We start from the raw sequence: 15,859 nt of genomic DNA, 5'->3' as shown, positions 1-15,859 counted from the left end.
GTCAAGCTCCTCGCCGTCAAACCCAAGGAACACGACAATGAAGTCGAAGTTCGCAATTGGTATAGCAATCACGGCACTCGGCTTGGCTTCGGTCGCATACCTCATGAGCGACAAGCCTGGTGCGGAGCATCAGGGAGAAATGGCTTCAGCGCCGCGGCCTACACCGGCCAGCCCCCAATCCTCAACGCAGCCCCCTACTCTGCAAGAGCCCGTCAAGCAGCCAAGCGCTCACGTGGACTATGCAAAATTAAGCAGTCAAATGACTCCGAAGGAGGCACACGTCATTGCGAACGCAATTCTTAATTGCAATGTGGTGCAATTCTCCGGACAAGCCATTGAAGGGCGATCGGTGACAACGGAACAAAAGGAGCTTGAAAAGAACTGCGATCAGATGAAGAGCGAGTTCTCCGTATACGATCTCGCGAAGTTTGCGGCTCAGTCTGGCGACCCTCAAGCACAACTTGATTTCCCCGCGCTAGCGGCGGGTGCATTCGACGACGAGCAAGCAGCACTGAATCCCGCATTGATTGATGACTACAAGAAGTCGTCACTTAGCTACCTTGAGCAAGCCTCAAAGAGCGGAAAGATCGAAGCACTCTCCAGGCTTTCTGAAAGCTACTCATCCGGACGCTTCTCCGAAGCAAACCCTGTCCTTGCATACGCTTATGCCTATGCGTATGCGAGACATTCCGGCAGCAACATCGCACAACGACTGGCTCAACAACTTTCTGCCCCACTGAAGGCAGATGAGGTCACACAAGCACATCGTCTGGCGCGTGACATGTAGATCCGGCTAGCCACTGCAGTCAAGCCGGCAAGGAAGTTAAAAATCAATCGATGGAGTCGACATGAACACAAAGAAGCGTAACGCACTGCTCTTTTCAATTCTTGTTGCTGGACTTTGCGCATCAGGCTTTGCAATCGCCAAATGGGTGGGACAGTACTACTGCGGACCATCCTGTACGTTCGACACGCCACTACTCAGCGGCGATGGTTACATGTTCATACGCTCAGACGTCAATCCGGATGTGAATTCGTGGATGGACTCGAACAACAACCCAAACACAGTCACGCTCTGCAACGGCTCCACCTGTGCCTTATACCGTTACGTCGCGCTCTCGGGCCAATGGCTGCTTATAAGCAAGTACTTCAGCACCTGGTCGGGAACACCCATCAGGCCTGACGAAAACGGAGGTGCCGGTGGCGGTGGGATGTGCGGAGGCGCCCCGTTTGGAAATACGCAAATGGGATGGGGCGTCACCGGCTACAAGCCTGTTTACAGGACAGCGTCAGTGTCCACGCCTAGTGGCACTAGTTCACAGCAAGTCCTCGTTGGCTACGAGCCAACATACGGGATGATGCCAGCGAATGATTCGATAGAGGTATGCTGATTCGGCGCTCATAGCCTGCACCAAGGCATCATGAGGCTGATCCTAACCCGGCTCTGGCGGGCAGCGCCCGCCAGAGCAATCGTCATCAGGTCAGGTCGGGGAGACCCAGTTGGGCGCGAATCAGCGTGGCCACCACGTGCGTTGAGCGGGCATTGGCCAGCATGTCCCTGGTGATCTGGTCGAACTGTTGGGTTACACCCGGCGATGCGGTGCATCCGTTTTTCCGAAACTCGGCGTAGAGCACGACATGTTCTTCGTTCAAGAACCTTTCCATTGGACCGTCTTCGGTAGCGCGGCATTGGTGCTCGCTTTGAGCAATGCCGCGATTCATCCGCTTACCCGGTTGCAGCCGCGAAACCACCGATGACGGCACGTCCTTGCCGTCCATCGAAAGAACGAGGGCACGCTTCCTTTGCTTTTCCTTGTCCAAAACTAACCCCTGTAACAACGCCGGCGGATTGCCGACGACCCGAACTTGCACTGATCCGCTCCCCTGACATTGGGGCGCGCAAAAGTCGCACTTTCTTGCACCCGCTCTGCCTCCCTACTCCGCTGTGCCCACCCTTGCGTTCAAGCGAGCCGACAACTTGGGGTTCAGCACGATTCCGCCCTCGGCATTCGCGCTGTAGCGGGCGCGGGACTTCATCGATGTCCGGATGCTGCTCGACGAAATCGCCACCTCAGGGTTGGTTTTGTTGAAGGAAAGGATCTTCTCCATCACCGCCGCGCGGTCCGCGGCGTCGCCATTGCGGATGGCCATGGCATAAGCGTTCATCAGGCTCTGGCGACGGCCGGTGATGTGCTCTTCGTAGTTCTTCAGCGCGCGGTTCCGCTCGTAGCGCTCGGCAATTTTCGCCGGGCTGAAGCCCGCGCCCTGCAGCAGCACCTGCCAGAGGTTGACGTCCTCAAGCACGGGATCCCCGTTGAAGTTGAAGCTTGTGTTGCAGCTCTGGTTCTGGCCTGTGGATGCAGACACACCCGCGCTGTAGTTCACAGCCGACCAGCTGCTTGCTGTCAGCTGGGCCGCGATCTTGGCCTTGGTGTCGCGAATCGACAGAAGCTGGTCGGTCAGGTGCTTGGCCTGCTGCAGCATGAGGTTTGCATTGATGCTCCCGGCTTCCATGCGAGCACGTGATCGCGAAAGGCCCAGTTCAAAGCTGCGATCGGACGCAGCCGACGCCGCCTGCTCTACCGATGCCGACGCGGAATAGAGACGCGCCTGGCTGTCGACATAGGTGGACACGACCGCGAGCCTCGAGCGCTCGATGTCCAGCTCACTTTCGCGCTTGGCCAGCAGCGCGCGCCACGAATCCAGAGACTGCCCATGCTGCTGGGTCCGCAACCGCTCCCGATCCAGCTTCAGGCTCTCCCCGGTTGCCCAGCCGTCCACCCGCTTGGAGTGGGCATCGACCAGGGTGCGGAAGAGATCCGCACGCTTCGACTCGCCCTCGACGCTCGCCGTGAAGCCATTCCACTCGGACACATGGGCCCGCCAAAGGGTGTCGAATCCATCCATCGCGGTCTTGTAGCGATCGAACACCATCCGCTGCGCGTCTGCCTTGACCTTCACCGCCTCGACCTGCGTCCGGTAAAAGTCGGCCATCAGGTTCACCGAGCGGATCTGCTCGGCATACAGCCGCACGCGCTGCTCGTTCACTTCGCCGCGTACCCGCTCACCCTCGAGCTGGGCCCGGAACAGCTCCACCTTGGCCAACTCTGCTTGGATGCGATCGCGCAGAACCTGCGCTTCGATCTGGTACCCCTGCATGCGGGTCTGAAACACCGACAACCGGTATGCGCCGCAACAGCTACCACACCAGATACCCGCCGGAGCTGGCCGAGCTCGTGATGCTCAAAGCCCGCCTTACGCGAAAGATCAATCGCCGCACGAAGGAGCAGCGCGATGAAGAACAAAGTCAGTGACGTCCGCGACCATCTAGTCCTGATGCTTGAAAACCTGGGCGACGACAGCGCGTCGCCGGAAAAGATGGCTCAAACCATCGAGCGCGCAAAGGCCACGTCGTTGGTGGCCACCACCTACATCGCTGCGGTCAAGGTCGAGCTAGATGCAATTGAGCTCCACCACGAAGTCGGCCGCACCACTGTCGCAGTGGATACACCGCCGCGCACCCCCGCACTTCCTGGAGGCCGCTCATGAGCAAGTCCCATTTAGGGCTGGCCATCAAGCACCGCGGTGGCGTCGTAGAACTGCCCCAACCCTCTATTAGAGGACTGCTAAGGCCTCCCCGCTTTGTGACTATCGAGAAGTTCCAAGAACTGACCGGTTACACCCCCGACGCGACCAGGTCGAAGATCAAGCGCGGCGACTGGCTGGAGGGGGCGGTTTACACGAAGGCCCCAGACGGCCGGATTTTGATGGACATAGAGGGTTACGAATGGTGGGTTCAAAGCGGGGCAGCGGTGTCCGCCCAATTACATCGGGCAGCATCGAAATAGACTTCTACTACCGCGGCGCGAGGTGCCGGGAGCGAATCAAGCTCCCCCCGACCCCCCGCAATATCCGCTTCTGCGAGAACCTTCTGGGCCAAATCAAGATCGAGATCGAGAAGGGCCTGTTCGACTATGCGGCGCACTTCCCGACCAGCAAGCGAGCCCGCCTGGTCATCGAAAAGCCTGCCACCCTGGACGACATGAAAACCGTCCTCGATCGGTGGCTGGTGCGAAAGGGTTTGGAGCTCGAGCACAGCACGATCATTGGCTATACCCGGATCGTGGAGAACATCCTGATCCCGCGAATCGGAGCCATCGCCCTGCGCGACTTCGACCGCACACAAGTCAGGGAGCTGGTGGCCAAGTTTGGTTCCGAGGTAACCGCCAAGCGGATCAACAACGTCCTCGGGCCGCTCCGTGGCGCCCTGGATGATGCCGTCGACGACGACCTGATCAAGGTCAGCCCATTGGACGGGTTCAAGATCCGCCGGCGAGCGCAGATAAACGCCACGGAGGAAGTCGACCCCTTCAGCCCAGCAGAGGTCGCAGCGATTCTGGCCGGGATCGACGAGGCCCAGGTGCGCAACTACTGCCACTTCAATTTTGCGAGCGGCCTACGCACGTCGGAAATGATCGGGTTGTGCTGGTCAGACATCGACTGGAAGCGCGGCTCCGTGAAGATCCGGCGTGCATGGGTCATGGGGAAAATGAAGGCACCCAAGACCGACTCAGGCCTGCGTGAGGTCACCCTGGTCGCCCCGGCTCTTGCCGCCCTGAAGGCTCAGCGCGCGCACACCCTCCTGGCGGGCGAGTTCGTCTTCCACGACCCGAAGACCAATGCCCGCTGGGGATCCGATCAAACAATCCGCGCAGGCAGCTGGCAGCGGGCCCTCAAGAAGGCCGGCGTCCGGTACCGCTACCCCTACCAGATGCGCCACACCTTTGCCTCGCAGGCCCTGAGTGCCGGTGAGAACGTCATGTGGGTGGCCAAGCAGATGGGACATCGCGACTGGACGATCACTGCCAAAAAATACGCCCGGTGGATCCCGTCCATGGTTCCAGATGCCGGTAGCAAGCTGGCATCAGCGTGGGAGAAATCCGGCTCTCCATAGACCGCCCCCCCTCACTAGGCGGAGACCTATTCGGTTTCAGCGTTATGCGTGATGCGTAAATCGCACTCGGTTATCGCCCATATTTAAAAGAAATGACTTTGGGACAAACAAACGACTCAGCGGCTCCAATTGGTTCATACGGTCTTTGTACAAAAGAGTGAGTAGAATCAAAAGCGCGCCCATAGCCTCCAGAACACTAATGAGCGTTGCTCTATCGAAGTGCTCCGAGCGATGATGTTTCACCTTATTTGTAGCTGTCCACCACACTGGTGGTGATGCGGGGGTGGCCCAGCTGGTCCATGGCCGCAGTTCAATACCAAATCTAGGAATTGTGGTGAGCGCCATCGGAAGCGTTGGGTATGCCGCCATCAACTCCGCTTGATAACTACCTATGCTTGACGCTTTTGAGCCGGCGTTTATGCTTTTGCACACGAGCTTAGCAACTACGTCCACCTCTGCCGCCGCGGCCATCAACAGGCGTGCAATTTCTACAGAGTAGCAACCGTAATTCGGCTCTGAGAACTCCACCCATCTTGAGAGCGTACTTATGTCGTCCTCCAGGCACAGGAAATACGTCCAATGCGGGTAGGTCTGAATAACACTGCTCAAGCGCAATCCTTCATGTTAGACGTGCGGCTCGCATCCTTAGTGATGTACTCGTGCCCAACCCACTAAACTGCCACTGAAAACCCTACCCTTTGCGCAGTGAAAGTCTAATTACTTTGCGACACGCAGAAATATTTGCAGCATCAATAGCAGCATCAACGAACAATTCGAAGAAGCGGCTTGGGCTTCTCTCTACCTATATCGCCGTACAGTTCATCAAGCCGGTCAGATGAATACATAAGAGCTGCTCCCAACTCCTCATCCGTGAATCCGAGCTGCTCGCGAAAGTGCTTTATCAAAGAAGGAAACAACGCTGTCGACTCTTTTGGAACTGGCAAAGGTTCAACTTTACGGATGCCAAGCTTATTCATCTGAATCACCAGCCACTTCCGCTGATTTTCATCGATCTTGCCAAGGCTTAGAGCCTTCCGTATCAACATGGCAATCGATACCTGCCAATACTCTTTCAGCGGCATGTAAGTAGCCAATTTGGAGGCATTTGCGCGTGAAAGTTCTGGCGAAATTTCGTCACTCGGCACCAGAAACTCGGATGCAAAGTCATCGGCCTCATCCTCCATAGAAGGATGCGGAAGATCATGCATCACCAGGTGTGCGAGTTCATGTGCAAGCGTAAAGCGCCAACGGTCACCTGGCACCGACTTATCAATGAAGATCATCGGTGGCAAGTCTGCGAACTGGATGCATGTCGCGTCCATTGGCACGCCACCAAAATCGCACTCGATCACGACTACGCCCGCGCCCTCTAGCAGCTTGGTCAAATTCCTTATCGGACCGTTTGGCAAATTCCACGCTACTCGAAGAGCTCGAGCACACGCGCGAGTGGAACCATAGTCTTCAATACCGAATCGAGGCAGCGGCCGTACCGCTTGAACGTCCACGTGATCAAGCATGCGCTTGACATGGATCCGCAGGACATTCACGAGGCCAGAGATCTTGCGCCTTTCCCCAGCTTTGAGTTGTCGGCTCCGTGTAAAGACAGAACTGCTTCCATAGGAAAATCTCTGCTCAACCAACCCAAAGAATCCGACAGGAAATCCCAGAGCATGCGCAAGCGCGCTCATTTCTTCAACGCTCAGATCAGCGCCTATTCCTGCTTCAATCCTTGCGACGCGAGGCTGGGTTATCCCAGCTTTCGCTGCAAGATCGGCCTGCGTCAGCTCACGAAATTCACGCGCCAGAATCACCATTTCCGGATTGGGTTTCATTGCGCTTGTCCTGCTTTGCCTTCGTCGCGATGATCGCGCCGGCAGGCTCTTCGATGATGGTGTTGCTAGCCTCGAATAGGCTTACAACCGTAGTTGTGGCGGGTGCCTCGTCGTTGAGCTCTGAGACCCACATATTAGATCGCGGTCCTGACGGGCAAATCAGGTACACGCTTTGCAGATTGCCCAGCATGTCTTCTTCATATCCGAGGTCCAGATGGACAGACTCTGGCAGGCCCTCAAGAGCCTGCTGGGTGCGGAACTTTACGACCTGATCCGTCAAATGACCAGAGGGCAGGAGATCCTTATCCATCTTCTTGAAGCGGATGATGAAGCCCTCAGAGAAGTGCAGCATGCACAACTTCCGAAGCTGCTCAAATCGCACCCCTGGGGTCTTCTCAGCATAGTTGCGTGCGTGATGGAAGAAGTGATCGTGGACAGCCGATGCCTTGGTTCTACTCGTATGAATACTTCTCAGCAATGGACTGTACAGCGCACCGTAGTCCGCTACGGCCTGCCCGACCATCACTCGCAGAGACTGCAGATAGCTCTCCAGAGCACGATGTACTTGCGACTGATGTATTTCCATGACGAGCTCATCAAGGCCAATGAGCACAGTAGATTCCAACGAACTACCTTTGTCAATGATTTTATGCAGATTCAATTCACTAACCACATCCTTCTACGGAAGCCCTCCTGCCCGGATCAATGCTCTCCCGCAGCGAGGCACTCCCGCCTGGCGCTACCTGCTCTGGCTGCTAGTGAAGCTGCTCTAGTGACTGTTCAGGCTCTTTGCCGTAGGATCCACCCTATCAAGAAGGTCTTTAGTCAGCTTTTGGTCATTCCGGGGCTAAAAACCGTTTCTGATCAACGTCTAACCGGGGGTGCACTGGTTTCGACGGAGGTTATGAAGTCGCTTGGTGCATGCCGAGGGGGTAGCTTTCCTCGTAAATCCAGCTGCAAAACTCTAGTTGCCAACGACGACAACTACGCTCTCGCCGCTTAAGGCGTAAGCCCCGAACCCACTTGTGCCCGTGCTCGTGGATGTAGGGTCATTATCACGGAACCGGCTGTGACGGCTGCCTGTCAGTCATGGCTTAACCAAAACAGGCTGGTCCTGGGGTGCGCTTGGCACACCGTGCTGCCACAGGACGAGACCCAACGGTGAGCTAAGCATGTAGTACCGGGGATGGAGTGCCTTCGGACGGCGGTTCAATTCCGCCCACCTCCACCAATGAAGTGGCCGTCAAGGCCCGAACAAGGCCGGAAACCCGCAAAGGTTTCCGGCCTTTTTTGTTGTCGTCGCCATGGCCCGTTGTTCATTTCAGTCGGTGCAGCAGAAGAGCTGACATCGAGCATCGGGGACTACCGCAGGGCAGATGCCTTCCAAACAAGCAGGTGATGCGTGATGCCGTCGCGGCTAACAATCAAAGCGATGGGCTTATCCGAAAAGCTGCGGACAACTGCGGCACACCACATATTGGCAGCCGGCCCCATGCGACAGGCCAATCCAACCGCCGATATGAGTTCATAGCAGAACTTGGCGAGTTCTCCGCAAAAAGCTGTGCACCTCTGCCTCTGTCGCGTCATCGACCATGTAAACAGGCCGCTTGCCGTTTGGGCACAGCAATGTCGGAGTAGTACCGAAAAGCCGGCATATCAATGGTCGCTCCGCATATACCTCGCAACCATGGGCGCCCAAGTACGGACAGCTGAGTTCTGCCAAGGCCCGCTCATGCTCTTCGTCGGTCTTGACCGGCAACCTGGCCACTTCTTCAGGCGATGCGGTCACCGGCCCACAGCAGTCATGGCACCCGACAATGCAGCGGAAAGTAGGAATACGCTCCCGTAGCGATTCAATAACGTCGATGTTCGTGTAAGGCATGGCTGCAATTGTAATGGCCCAGAAGAACATCCCGGCCACCTGCCAAGTACAACGAGAACAAACCGCTCCTTGTAGTGATCCGTTCGCTACAAGCACCGTGCGTCAAGACATGCGTTGCGAGCAAGCAAATGCTTGCCGGTCACATCCAGAATCCCTTTAGAAATTTCATACCTGCAGGCCACGAGACCCGCAATCTGCGCTCTCGCTGGCGACCGACCGACAAGAGAACGATTGATGCAGCCCGCCTTCCGACTTTGGGAAGTGGTGCAAAAACGGTGCAAGGCTGAAAACAAGAAGGGCCTGCATTTCTGCAGACCCTCTGAATCTTATGGTGGCCGAGGACGGAATCGAACCGCCGACACGGGGATTTTCAATCCCCTGCTCTACCAACTGAGCTACTCGGCCACTTTTTTTTCGTTGGCGTTGTCGCCAGCGAGGACGCGAATATTACGCATCCGTGGCAGTTTGGGCAAGCGAATTTCACAAAAATTTTCACATCCGATGAAATTTGCCCGAAACGTCAGATCGGACAAGGCTGATCGGCTCGGCGATGACCACCACAACGACAGCCGCCGCGCCCTCCACTCTTCATCGACAACGCACGAACGCAAAGAGCCGCACCTCTCGATGCGGCTCTTTCCTTGAAGATTTGGTGGAGCGGAGGAGGATCGAACTCCCGACCTTCGCATTGCGAACGCGACGCTCTCCCAGCTGAGCTACCGCCCCACGCGGTGTCCGGATTCTAGCGCGCGTCTTCGACGTTCGCCAACAGGCTCCCTGGGCATGGGACCAGCTGGCTGACAAGGCCGCTGATCCCACGCTTCGTCATGGGCCTGTACCCCACAATCACGGCTTCGCAGCGGCCGGTGGTGCCAGCTCGGCGAAGACCGGGCCCATGGCGCCCATCGTTGCCGGGCCTTTCAAGCATCAATCGCGGACGATCCGCATCCAATCACCGTCCATGCCGGCGTCCTATCTTGGCGGTAAGCCAACTTACGGAAGCCGGTTCAATGCGTGTCCAGCTGACCAAACGCCAGGTCGAGACCTATCAGCCCCAAGAGCGCCCCTATGAAGTGCGGGATGCTCAAGTGCGGGGACTGATCCTGCGCGTCCAGCCATCAGGTCACAAAGCATGGATCGTGTCGTGGGCACATGGGAAGCGCCGAACCATCGGGCCGACGACTGCGATCCCGTTGGATCTAGCTCGCGCTCAAGCCACCCACGCCATCGCGGAGTACCTGCAATCGGGTTTGCCACGCATCGGACAAAGCAAGTCCCACGCCCCTACCCTGCAAGACTTCATCGATCAGCGATATCGGGCATGGGCGACACTGGAACTCAAACGCGGGCATATGTATGCCAATCGGCTGGAGCAAGTCTTCGTCGATCATCTGGACGACCCACTGACCGGCTTCAACACAGCATGGGCCGATCAATGGCTGCAGCTACGCTTGTCTACACCGACTGGCAAGACCAAGTCCCCGCCTACCCGCTCGACTGCGGCACGCGATCTAGCGTGTCTGCGGGCTGCGCTGTCCAAAGCCGTCAGCTGGGGGCTGATACCCACCAATCCACTGTTGGGCATGCGCATCAAGGGCGGCCAGTCCCGCAAGGTCGTTCGATACTTGTCACTGGACGAAGAAGCCCGTCTGCGTACTGTCATGGCTGCAAGGGATCGCCACATGATTGCTGCCCGCGTATCAGGCAACCGTTGGCGCGCGCTGCGACAAGAAGATTTGTACCCCGATATCCCGGCTGACACATACGGCGATCATCTGACGCCGGTAGTGCTGCTTGCGATGAACACCGGCATGCGTCGGGGCGAACTGCTTTCGATGACATGGGGCGATGTCGATCTGGAAGCCAAGATGCTGACGATCCGGGCGGAGAACGCGAAATCAGGGCGTCAGCGCCATATCCCCTTGAACGTCGAAGCCATGGATGTACTGCAACGCTGGTCGATCCGCATTGGCGGGCAACGAATCGGACGGGTATTCAACGTCAATGACGTAAAAACCGGCTGGACGAAGCTGTTGGCTGATGCCCGCATCGAACAATTCCGGTTCCATGACCTGCGCCATCACTTCGCGTCGCGCTTGGTGCGGGCGGGCGTGGACTTGAACACAGTGCGGGAACTGCTGGGTCATGCCGACATTACGATGACACTGCGGTATGCACACCTAGCACCCGATACGCTGGCAGCAGCCGTTGCGAAGTTGGCGGCGTGATGCCTAGGAACCCTGCTGGCCCGCCATTCGCTCTAGCTCCGCCCGCATCCGAGCACGTTGCTCAGCAGGCAGCTTGGCAAAGGCCAAGATCGCAGCAGCCAAATCGTCGTCCTCGGCGAACAAGAACGCCAACGGGACATCGAGCGCTTGGGCCAGTTCTGCTGCTTTGGTCATGTCCGCTTGGTTGACCTGTTGCTCATACCGGTTGATGCGCACCGCGCCCCGGTTTTTGTCTTGGTCCTTATCCACGAGAGCCCCCAGCGCGCGCTGTGACAGCCCCCGCAGATCGCGGGCTTCTTTCAGGCGCTTGGCAAAGATGGCGGTTATGGCTTCGGGCAAGGACACAAGGAGGTAACGGTGACTGAACCTTGAAGAGCATGACCCATATACCTCAGCAGTAGAATACATTACTGTATCGGTATATAGCGTTACACGAGGTCGTATTGGTCGCAAGGGGGCGTCTAGACCGTCGAGCCTCGATCTTCATTACTCACGGATGCCCCAACCAAAGGACTGTCATGCGCTTGGTTCCTACCCTGTTGCTACTCGCCGCACTGCCCACCGTTGCGTGGTCGCAAAACATCACCCGCGAGTACGACCGCTTCAAAGATCGTTCCAGCAACACCATCAAGTTCGAGCTGTCGAGTATCGAAGAGCCAGGCCGAAGGGGCGTCACGTTTGATCTCGGCAACATCGTGGTCGGCAATCGCGCAGTGAACAAGAACGACTCCTTCACCATCGGCACGATCGTCAGCTACGACATGCGATACAACCGCTGTGCCGGAACGGGCGTCGATCTACTCATTGATGGCAAACCAACGTCGATGACAACTGATATGCCACCGTTCTTTCGCAACGAATTCGCGGTCATTTCGTTCAGCAAGAAATTGACCTATACCGAAGCCGTGGCGTTCAGCAAAGCCAAGCTTGTGGAAATTCGCACATGCAGCACTGTCTACACGCTTGGTGATGATCAAATGCTGCACTTATTGGATTTCATGGATTCGATACAGCAGTCACCGCCGACCACCGCCGATTGAGCATGTTGGCGGAATGCATTGAACGAAACATCTGAAAACAAGGGGGATTTCCAATGAAACATGCAAGCGGCGGCGGCAACAAGAGCAATCAGGGGAATCGAGCAGCTTGGCTTGCTCAGCTGGTGGCCATAGGATGTGCAGTCATTCTTGCCAGCAGCTGCTCCAAAAATGATGGCGCAGATCGATCGTCAGGATCATCCACGGGAAATACCGAAGCACCAGCACAGACTCATGCAGAAGCAATGGCGTTGGCGCAAGCAGCAGCAGCAGATGAGGCTGTCAAGGCTGGTGAAAAGGCAGCACAAGAAGCGATAGCGAGAGTAGATGCACAGATAGCACAGCAAAGCACGCAGGTAGTAGTAGAGCGTAAGGATGACGGCATCGGATCGCGAGACTATTGCTCAAAGCTCGCAGTTATTGCTCGCGAAGCATTCAAGCTTAAGGAGCAAGGGATACCGATGACCCTTGTCACCGAAAACGTATTGCAAGGATTAGCTCATGATCCGGTGAGGCAGCGAATGGGTATCGGAACTGTGGTCGCCATCTACGGTGATAGCTCGCTCAGTACTGAGGAGGAGGCTTATCAAGCTGCATTTGATGGCTGCTCAAGGTGAGTGCGCTTAGATCCGGGCGATCTGCTACTAGCGCTTACCGGGATCGCGACATCGCTAACATGCATGCACTTGCGCTGGGGCAAGCATTCACTGTTGCGGGCGCGGTACTGCTGGGCTTCGGCATTCGCCCGCGCTGATCTTCAAACCACTGCATACAAGGGCGCGTTGGCAGCGATGTCAGCGCGCCTTTTGCGTTGTTGGATGATGGGTTCTGATCGACTAATCACATCGGTTCGCATCCCAGCATCTGGATGCACACCAGAGCACTTGTGACGCTCATCGAGCGCCGCCCAGCACTACGCACGAACCACCATAGCCCTGCACTGCAATGCGCCCCGCATGCACGCTGCTGCGCCTCAATGCGATGTGTAATTTGCGTTGTTCGAATGCGGATGATCCGGCATTGCATGCGTGTTTTGATAGCGCCAATTGCAATCGCACACACCACCACTATTCAATGCGCACCTGACTGGCTGCGCAGCTCGTGGCGCGTCGCCTGCAGCCTCACTGCTACGCATGTAGCTGCGCGTTACGTCGCACCCTAGGTACGCACTGGTGCTGTTTAGTGCGATGCGTGTTTGCAGCGCGCGAACGCGAACGATCCGCATCCACGATGGAAGTCCTAGACGGTGCACCGAAAACGTTGCCCGGTGCAGGCGAAGTGGAACGCGGGGTCGGTGAACTCCATACAGCCAGCAACCCAGTGCTATGACTGGTTCCAGCCCTCGCCACTGGCAAAATCAGAACAATCGATAGAAAAAAGATTAACTATTGACATAATTAGAACAATTGCCGATAATCGCAAATACGAAGCGCAGCTGCGCCTCCACTCGTCATCTTTACCGGGACACCTACGTTCGGGATGGCGTTTCAGCTGATCAGATCAGCATGCTCCAGAAGATTTCCGACCTAGGAGTGAGCGGTGCGGTTCCCTGTCATGGGGTCGCGACAGCCGTGTCGGTGATGCCAGTACCGTTGCCTGACGATCAGACGGAACATGGCTACAGATTAGTGTCGCAAAGATCGAGTATCTGAAAGAGAAGTTGCTTCCCTTCCAGTAGGCTGCCCCAATCCCTGCTCTATGTGGGGATGGGGGTGGTATGCCTCCTGAAAGAGAAGTTTCAAGTACAGAGCAACAGCTTAAAGCAAAGAGCAAGAGCCAAGAAGCAAGAAGCAAGAACCTAGACGGTAACAGTACACATCGATACGTTAGTCCCAGAGCCCGAGGTCATCGCCTTGGGCTTTTTGCTTTCCAGCACCTAGCAATCGAATGAAGGGCTGCTCCTGGTCAAACAATCGGACGCGGCGTAGTAGCAACACCAGCTACCGAAATCCGGAATCCACGTTGACTGAGGTTCTCAAACGTCTTCGACAAGTTCACCTTGCTGAAGAATGGCAGGTTCTGCTTCAGCGTTGCACTGTCTTCACCGAGAATCAAAAACACAATTTCATAGTCTGCGCTCTTGATGTTACCCAAGGGTACAAGATCACCAGCAGCAGCATCCACTTTACGCAACACGGTCCGCGCCTTCTTCCGGAACTCCTTGTCGCCAAGCATGATCTCGGCAGCCACGCCTCCCTGAGCAAAAAGGTGGCTAAGTCCGGCTGATCCGCCCTTGCGATGCTTCACATGGACCAGCTGTTTGGTTGGGGTCAGAAGATCGCAAAGCTCAATAGCTGTCGTGGTGCGATTGGTTTTAACCAGCTGCTTGTCCAACAGGAAATAGCCATGTGCTTCGGCTGCACGACTGTTGTACTCACCCTCCGACTCAATTTTGTTCTTCCCATCATCTTCCCAAACCTCCACTGCTGGAAATGGAAGAGCTGACACCGGAATCAACTTCAAAATCTCGGTGATTCGCCCGATGAATGACGCATCGACCTCATACCATTTCCCATCAAAAACGATCTTTGTTTTATCGCCGTCGATGATCTCGAAGTAGATGCAGCGATACACCGAGTGCTCAGTGATTTCGCCATCGACGTCGTGAACAAAAAGCTTATCCCGCTTAATTCCATCCACAGTCAGAGCGGCGAGATCATGGATGTTGTCGATGTAGTCTGCGGCATCGATGACAGGCCGCAGGCCACCCTTGTTCCGCGTGAAGCTAAAACCCAAGATCTTGTCCCACGCACCGATCTCCGGCAACGTGATCATAAGACTAGGATCACGTTCAGCGACAGCTTTGATCAACTTCAAGTTCAGCTGATCAATCAAAGTTTCGTCCTTGATCTTGCGGACGTTGTCTACCCATGAAAATGACTTCTTGTAGTCTTCATTGGCATAGTAGCCCTTGATACGGCGCGCCAGCCCAGGAATATCTGCAACTTCCATTTCGATACCGAACGAGAAGGCAGCGTCGCCGCCAGAGATATGTTCGAGGTCAATTCCCTGCTTGGGGACGCCCGTTACGGCACGAAGCACGTCGCGCAGGATGTCAATCCCAAACACGCCCACCTCCGAGTCACGAGCGGCCTGTGATTTCTTCTGGACCGGCTGATCCTCAAGGGTATGCAAGTCAACGCTGCGTAATGACTTTTCGTCGAGCGTATTCAGTGCAGTGCGCAGCCCAAAGTCCTGCACGAATAGCGATTGCTCAAGGAGATACCGGCCGTACCCGAAGGTGAAGGCAAAGATGTCACCATCAACTCGAAGCAAGAGCACCGCCGAACTAGAACGGTTCGCAAGCCCCTCCACGTTCACGCCAGTTGCTTCGTCGAGCACTGCCCCCCAGCCCGGTCTCTTTTCCGCACTTTGCTTTACGAAGAGGACTCCATCGATATCCAAATCAGCTGCCAATGGATAGCTCACCGTCGGTGCATCGGCGAGCAGTTTCGCAAATGTCTGCCCATCGACCAAAGGTTTGGCCATAAAAAGATTTAACCGGCGGTATCCCTTCGCCATTCCACATCCCCCTGTGCAAGACCCTAACGACAGCTCAGCGATACAGGCTGCCACCTGTTCGGAGCATAACAAACAGGGAACGCACTGGCATCCGTAACAGAAATGCATTTGATGTTTGAAGGAAATTAGTCCAGCAGCAACAGCTCCTCTTACGATCACCGCGCAACCAGTGACCACAACAAAGCTACTGGCATCTCGGCATTTCGGCATTTCGGCATCTAACAGTCCTACTATGAAGCGATTCCGTCGCATCTTGTTACACATACACGGCCACTGCATGCTTCGATGCTTTCCTAAAGCCGAACAGCTCGATCAGCAATGAAATTCTGCCCACGCCATGCGCAATCAGCACGTTCTATTCAAACAGTCGCTGCATGATGCATACGGACTTGCTAGCTGGCGCT

At 56.1% G+C, this 15,859-nt stretch carries 14 protein-coding genes, 2 tRNA genes and 1 other RNA gene; 7 read left to right on the top strand and 10 right to left on the bottom strand.

Annotated features, from left to right (window positions below; all coding sequences use genetic code 11):
• Nucleotides 1-37 precede the first annotated feature (37 nt).
• A complete protein-coding gene (locus PAN08_RS11760; protein ID WP_269791674.1) occupies nucleotides 38-787 on the top strand; it encodes a hypothetical protein in 750 nt (249 codons plus the stop codon).
• Between the two features lie 689 nt (nucleotides 788-1,476).
• On the opposite strand, the gene PAN08_RS11755 is transcribed toward PAN08_RS11760, so the two are convergent.
• Complete coding sequence (locus PAN08_RS11755; protein ID WP_269791673.1) at nucleotides 1,477-1,872, bottom strand: hypothetical protein; 396 nt, start codon at nucleotides 1,870-1,872, stop codon at nucleotides 1,477-1,479.
• Between the two features lie 63 nt (nucleotides 1,873-1,935).
• Nucleotides 1,936-3,174 (bottom strand): PLxRFG domain-containing protein, encoded by a 1,239-nt coding sequence (locus PAN08_RS11750; RefSeq protein WP_269791672.1) that lies wholly within the window; start codon nucleotides 3,172-3,174, stop codon nucleotides 1,936-1,938.
• Nucleotides 3,175-3,294: 120 nt separating this feature from the next.
• Between PAN08_RS11750 and PAN08_RS11745 the strand changes: the two genes are divergently transcribed.
• The gene (locus PAN08_RS11745) at nucleotides 3,295-3,549 is read left to right on the top strand and encodes a hypothetical protein (protein ID WP_269791671.1); all 255 of its coding nucleotides are present in this window, start codon (nucleotides 3,295-3,297) and stop codon (nucleotides 3,547-3,549) included.
• A 238-nt stretch (nucleotides 3,550-3,787) separates the two neighbouring features.
• Entirely contained in the window at nucleotides 3,788-4,954 is a 1,167-nt protein-coding gene (locus PAN08_RS11740; RefSeq protein ID WP_269791670.1) for a site-specific integrase, read from the top strand.
• A gap of 42 nt (nucleotides 4,955-4,996) precedes the next feature.
• Here PAN08_RS11740 and PAN08_RS11735 read toward each other — a convergent pair whose 3' ends face one another.
• From PAN08_RS11735 to PAN08_RS11725, 3 genes are all read right to left on the bottom strand, one after another.
• Nucleotides 4,997-5,563: a hypothetical protein gene (locus tag PAN08_RS11735; protein ID WP_269791669.1), complete on the bottom strand. Its 567-nt coding sequence runs from the start codon at nucleotides 5,561-5,563 to the stop codon at nucleotides 4,997-4,999.
• 152 nt (nucleotides 5,564-5,715) lie between these two features.
• Entirely contained in the window at nucleotides 5,716-6,786 is a 1,071-nt protein-coding gene (locus PAN08_RS11730) for an XRE family transcriptional regulator (protein ID WP_269791668.1), read from the bottom strand.
• Nucleotides 6,749-7,447, bottom strand: a complete 699-nt coding sequence (locus PAN08_RS11725) for a hypothetical protein (protein WP_269791667.1) — start codon at nucleotides 7,445-7,447, stop codon at nucleotides 6,749-6,751. Before PAN08_RS11725 ends, PAN08_RS11730 begins: the two co-directional genes overlap by 38 nt.
• Before the next feature lie 216 nt (nucleotides 7,448-7,663).
• On the opposite strand from PAN08_RS11725, the gene ssrA reads away from it, so the two are divergent.
• Nucleotides 7,664-8,017: a transfer-messenger RNA gene (gene ssrA / locus PAN08_RS11720) on the top strand.
• 294 nt (nucleotides 8,018-8,311) lie between these two features.
• Here ssrA and PAN08_RS11715 read toward each other — a convergent pair.
• The 3 genes from PAN08_RS11715 to PAN08_RS11705 all read right to left on the bottom strand — a co-directional run bounded on the left by PAN08_RS11715 (nucleotide 8,312) and on the right by PAN08_RS11705 (nucleotide 9,394).
• Nucleotides 8,312-8,668, bottom strand: a complete 357-nt coding sequence (locus PAN08_RS11715) for a YkgJ family cysteine cluster protein (RefSeq protein ID WP_269791913.1) — start codon at nucleotides 8,666-8,668, stop codon at nucleotides 8,312-8,314.
• Between the two features lie 329 nt (nucleotides 8,669-8,997).
• A tRNA-Phe gene (locus PAN08_RS11710) sits at nucleotides 8,998-9,073 on the bottom strand.
• 245 nt (nucleotides 9,074-9,318) lie between these two features.
• Nucleotides 9,319-9,394, bottom strand: a tRNA-Ala gene (locus PAN08_RS11705).
• A 284-nt stretch (nucleotides 9,395-9,678) separates the two neighbouring features.
• On the opposite strand from PAN08_RS11705, the gene PAN08_RS11700 reads away from it, so the two are divergent.
• Nucleotides 9,679-10,896: a site-specific integrase gene (locus PAN08_RS11700; RefSeq protein ID WP_269791666.1), complete on the top strand. Its 1,218-nt coding sequence runs from the start codon at nucleotides 9,679-9,681 to the stop codon at nucleotides 10,894-10,896.
• Between the two features lie 3 nt (nucleotides 10,897-10,899).
• Here PAN08_RS11700 and PAN08_RS11695 read toward each other — a convergent pair whose 3' ends face one another.
• Nucleotides 10,900-11,241 (bottom strand): helix-turn-helix transcriptional regulator, encoded by a 342-nt coding sequence (locus PAN08_RS11695; protein WP_269791665.1) that lies wholly within the window; start codon nucleotides 11,239-11,241, stop codon nucleotides 10,900-10,902.
• A 173-nt stretch (nucleotides 11,242-11,414) separates the two neighbouring features.
• Here PAN08_RS11695 and PAN08_RS11690 point away from each other — a divergent pair, with 173 nt between their 5' ends.
• Both PAN08_RS11690 and PAN08_RS11685 read left to right on the top strand, forming a co-directional pair.
• Nucleotides 11,415-11,936 (top strand): hypothetical protein, encoded by a 522-nt coding sequence (locus PAN08_RS11690; RefSeq protein ID WP_269791664.1) that lies wholly within the window; start codon nucleotides 11,415-11,417, stop codon nucleotides 11,934-11,936.
• A gap of 53 nt (nucleotides 11,937-11,989) precedes the next feature.
• Nucleotides 11,990-12,550 (top strand): hypothetical protein, encoded by a 561-nt coding sequence (locus PAN08_RS11685; RefSeq protein WP_269791663.1) that lies wholly within the window; start codon nucleotides 11,990-11,992, stop codon nucleotides 12,548-12,550.
• Nucleotides 12,551-13,838: 1,288 nt separating this feature from the next.
• Here PAN08_RS11685 and PAN08_RS11680 read toward each other — a convergent pair.
• Nucleotides 13,839-15,455: a TIGR04141 family sporadically distributed protein gene (locus PAN08_RS11680; RefSeq protein WP_269791662.1), complete on the bottom strand. Its 1,617-nt coding sequence runs from the start codon at nucleotides 15,453-15,455 to the stop codon at nucleotides 13,839-13,841.
• Nucleotides 15,456-15,859: the final 404 nt, after the last annotated feature.

It is taken from the genome of Stenotrophomonas sp. Iso1 (assembly GCF_027497995.1).
Classification (GTDB): domain Bacteria; phylum Pseudomonadota; class Gammaproteobacteria; order Xanthomonadales; family Xanthomonadaceae; genus Stenotrophomonas.
The sequence above is the reverse complement of the archived record's forward strand: the minus strand, read 5'-3'. Positions and strand labels throughout refer to the sequence as shown.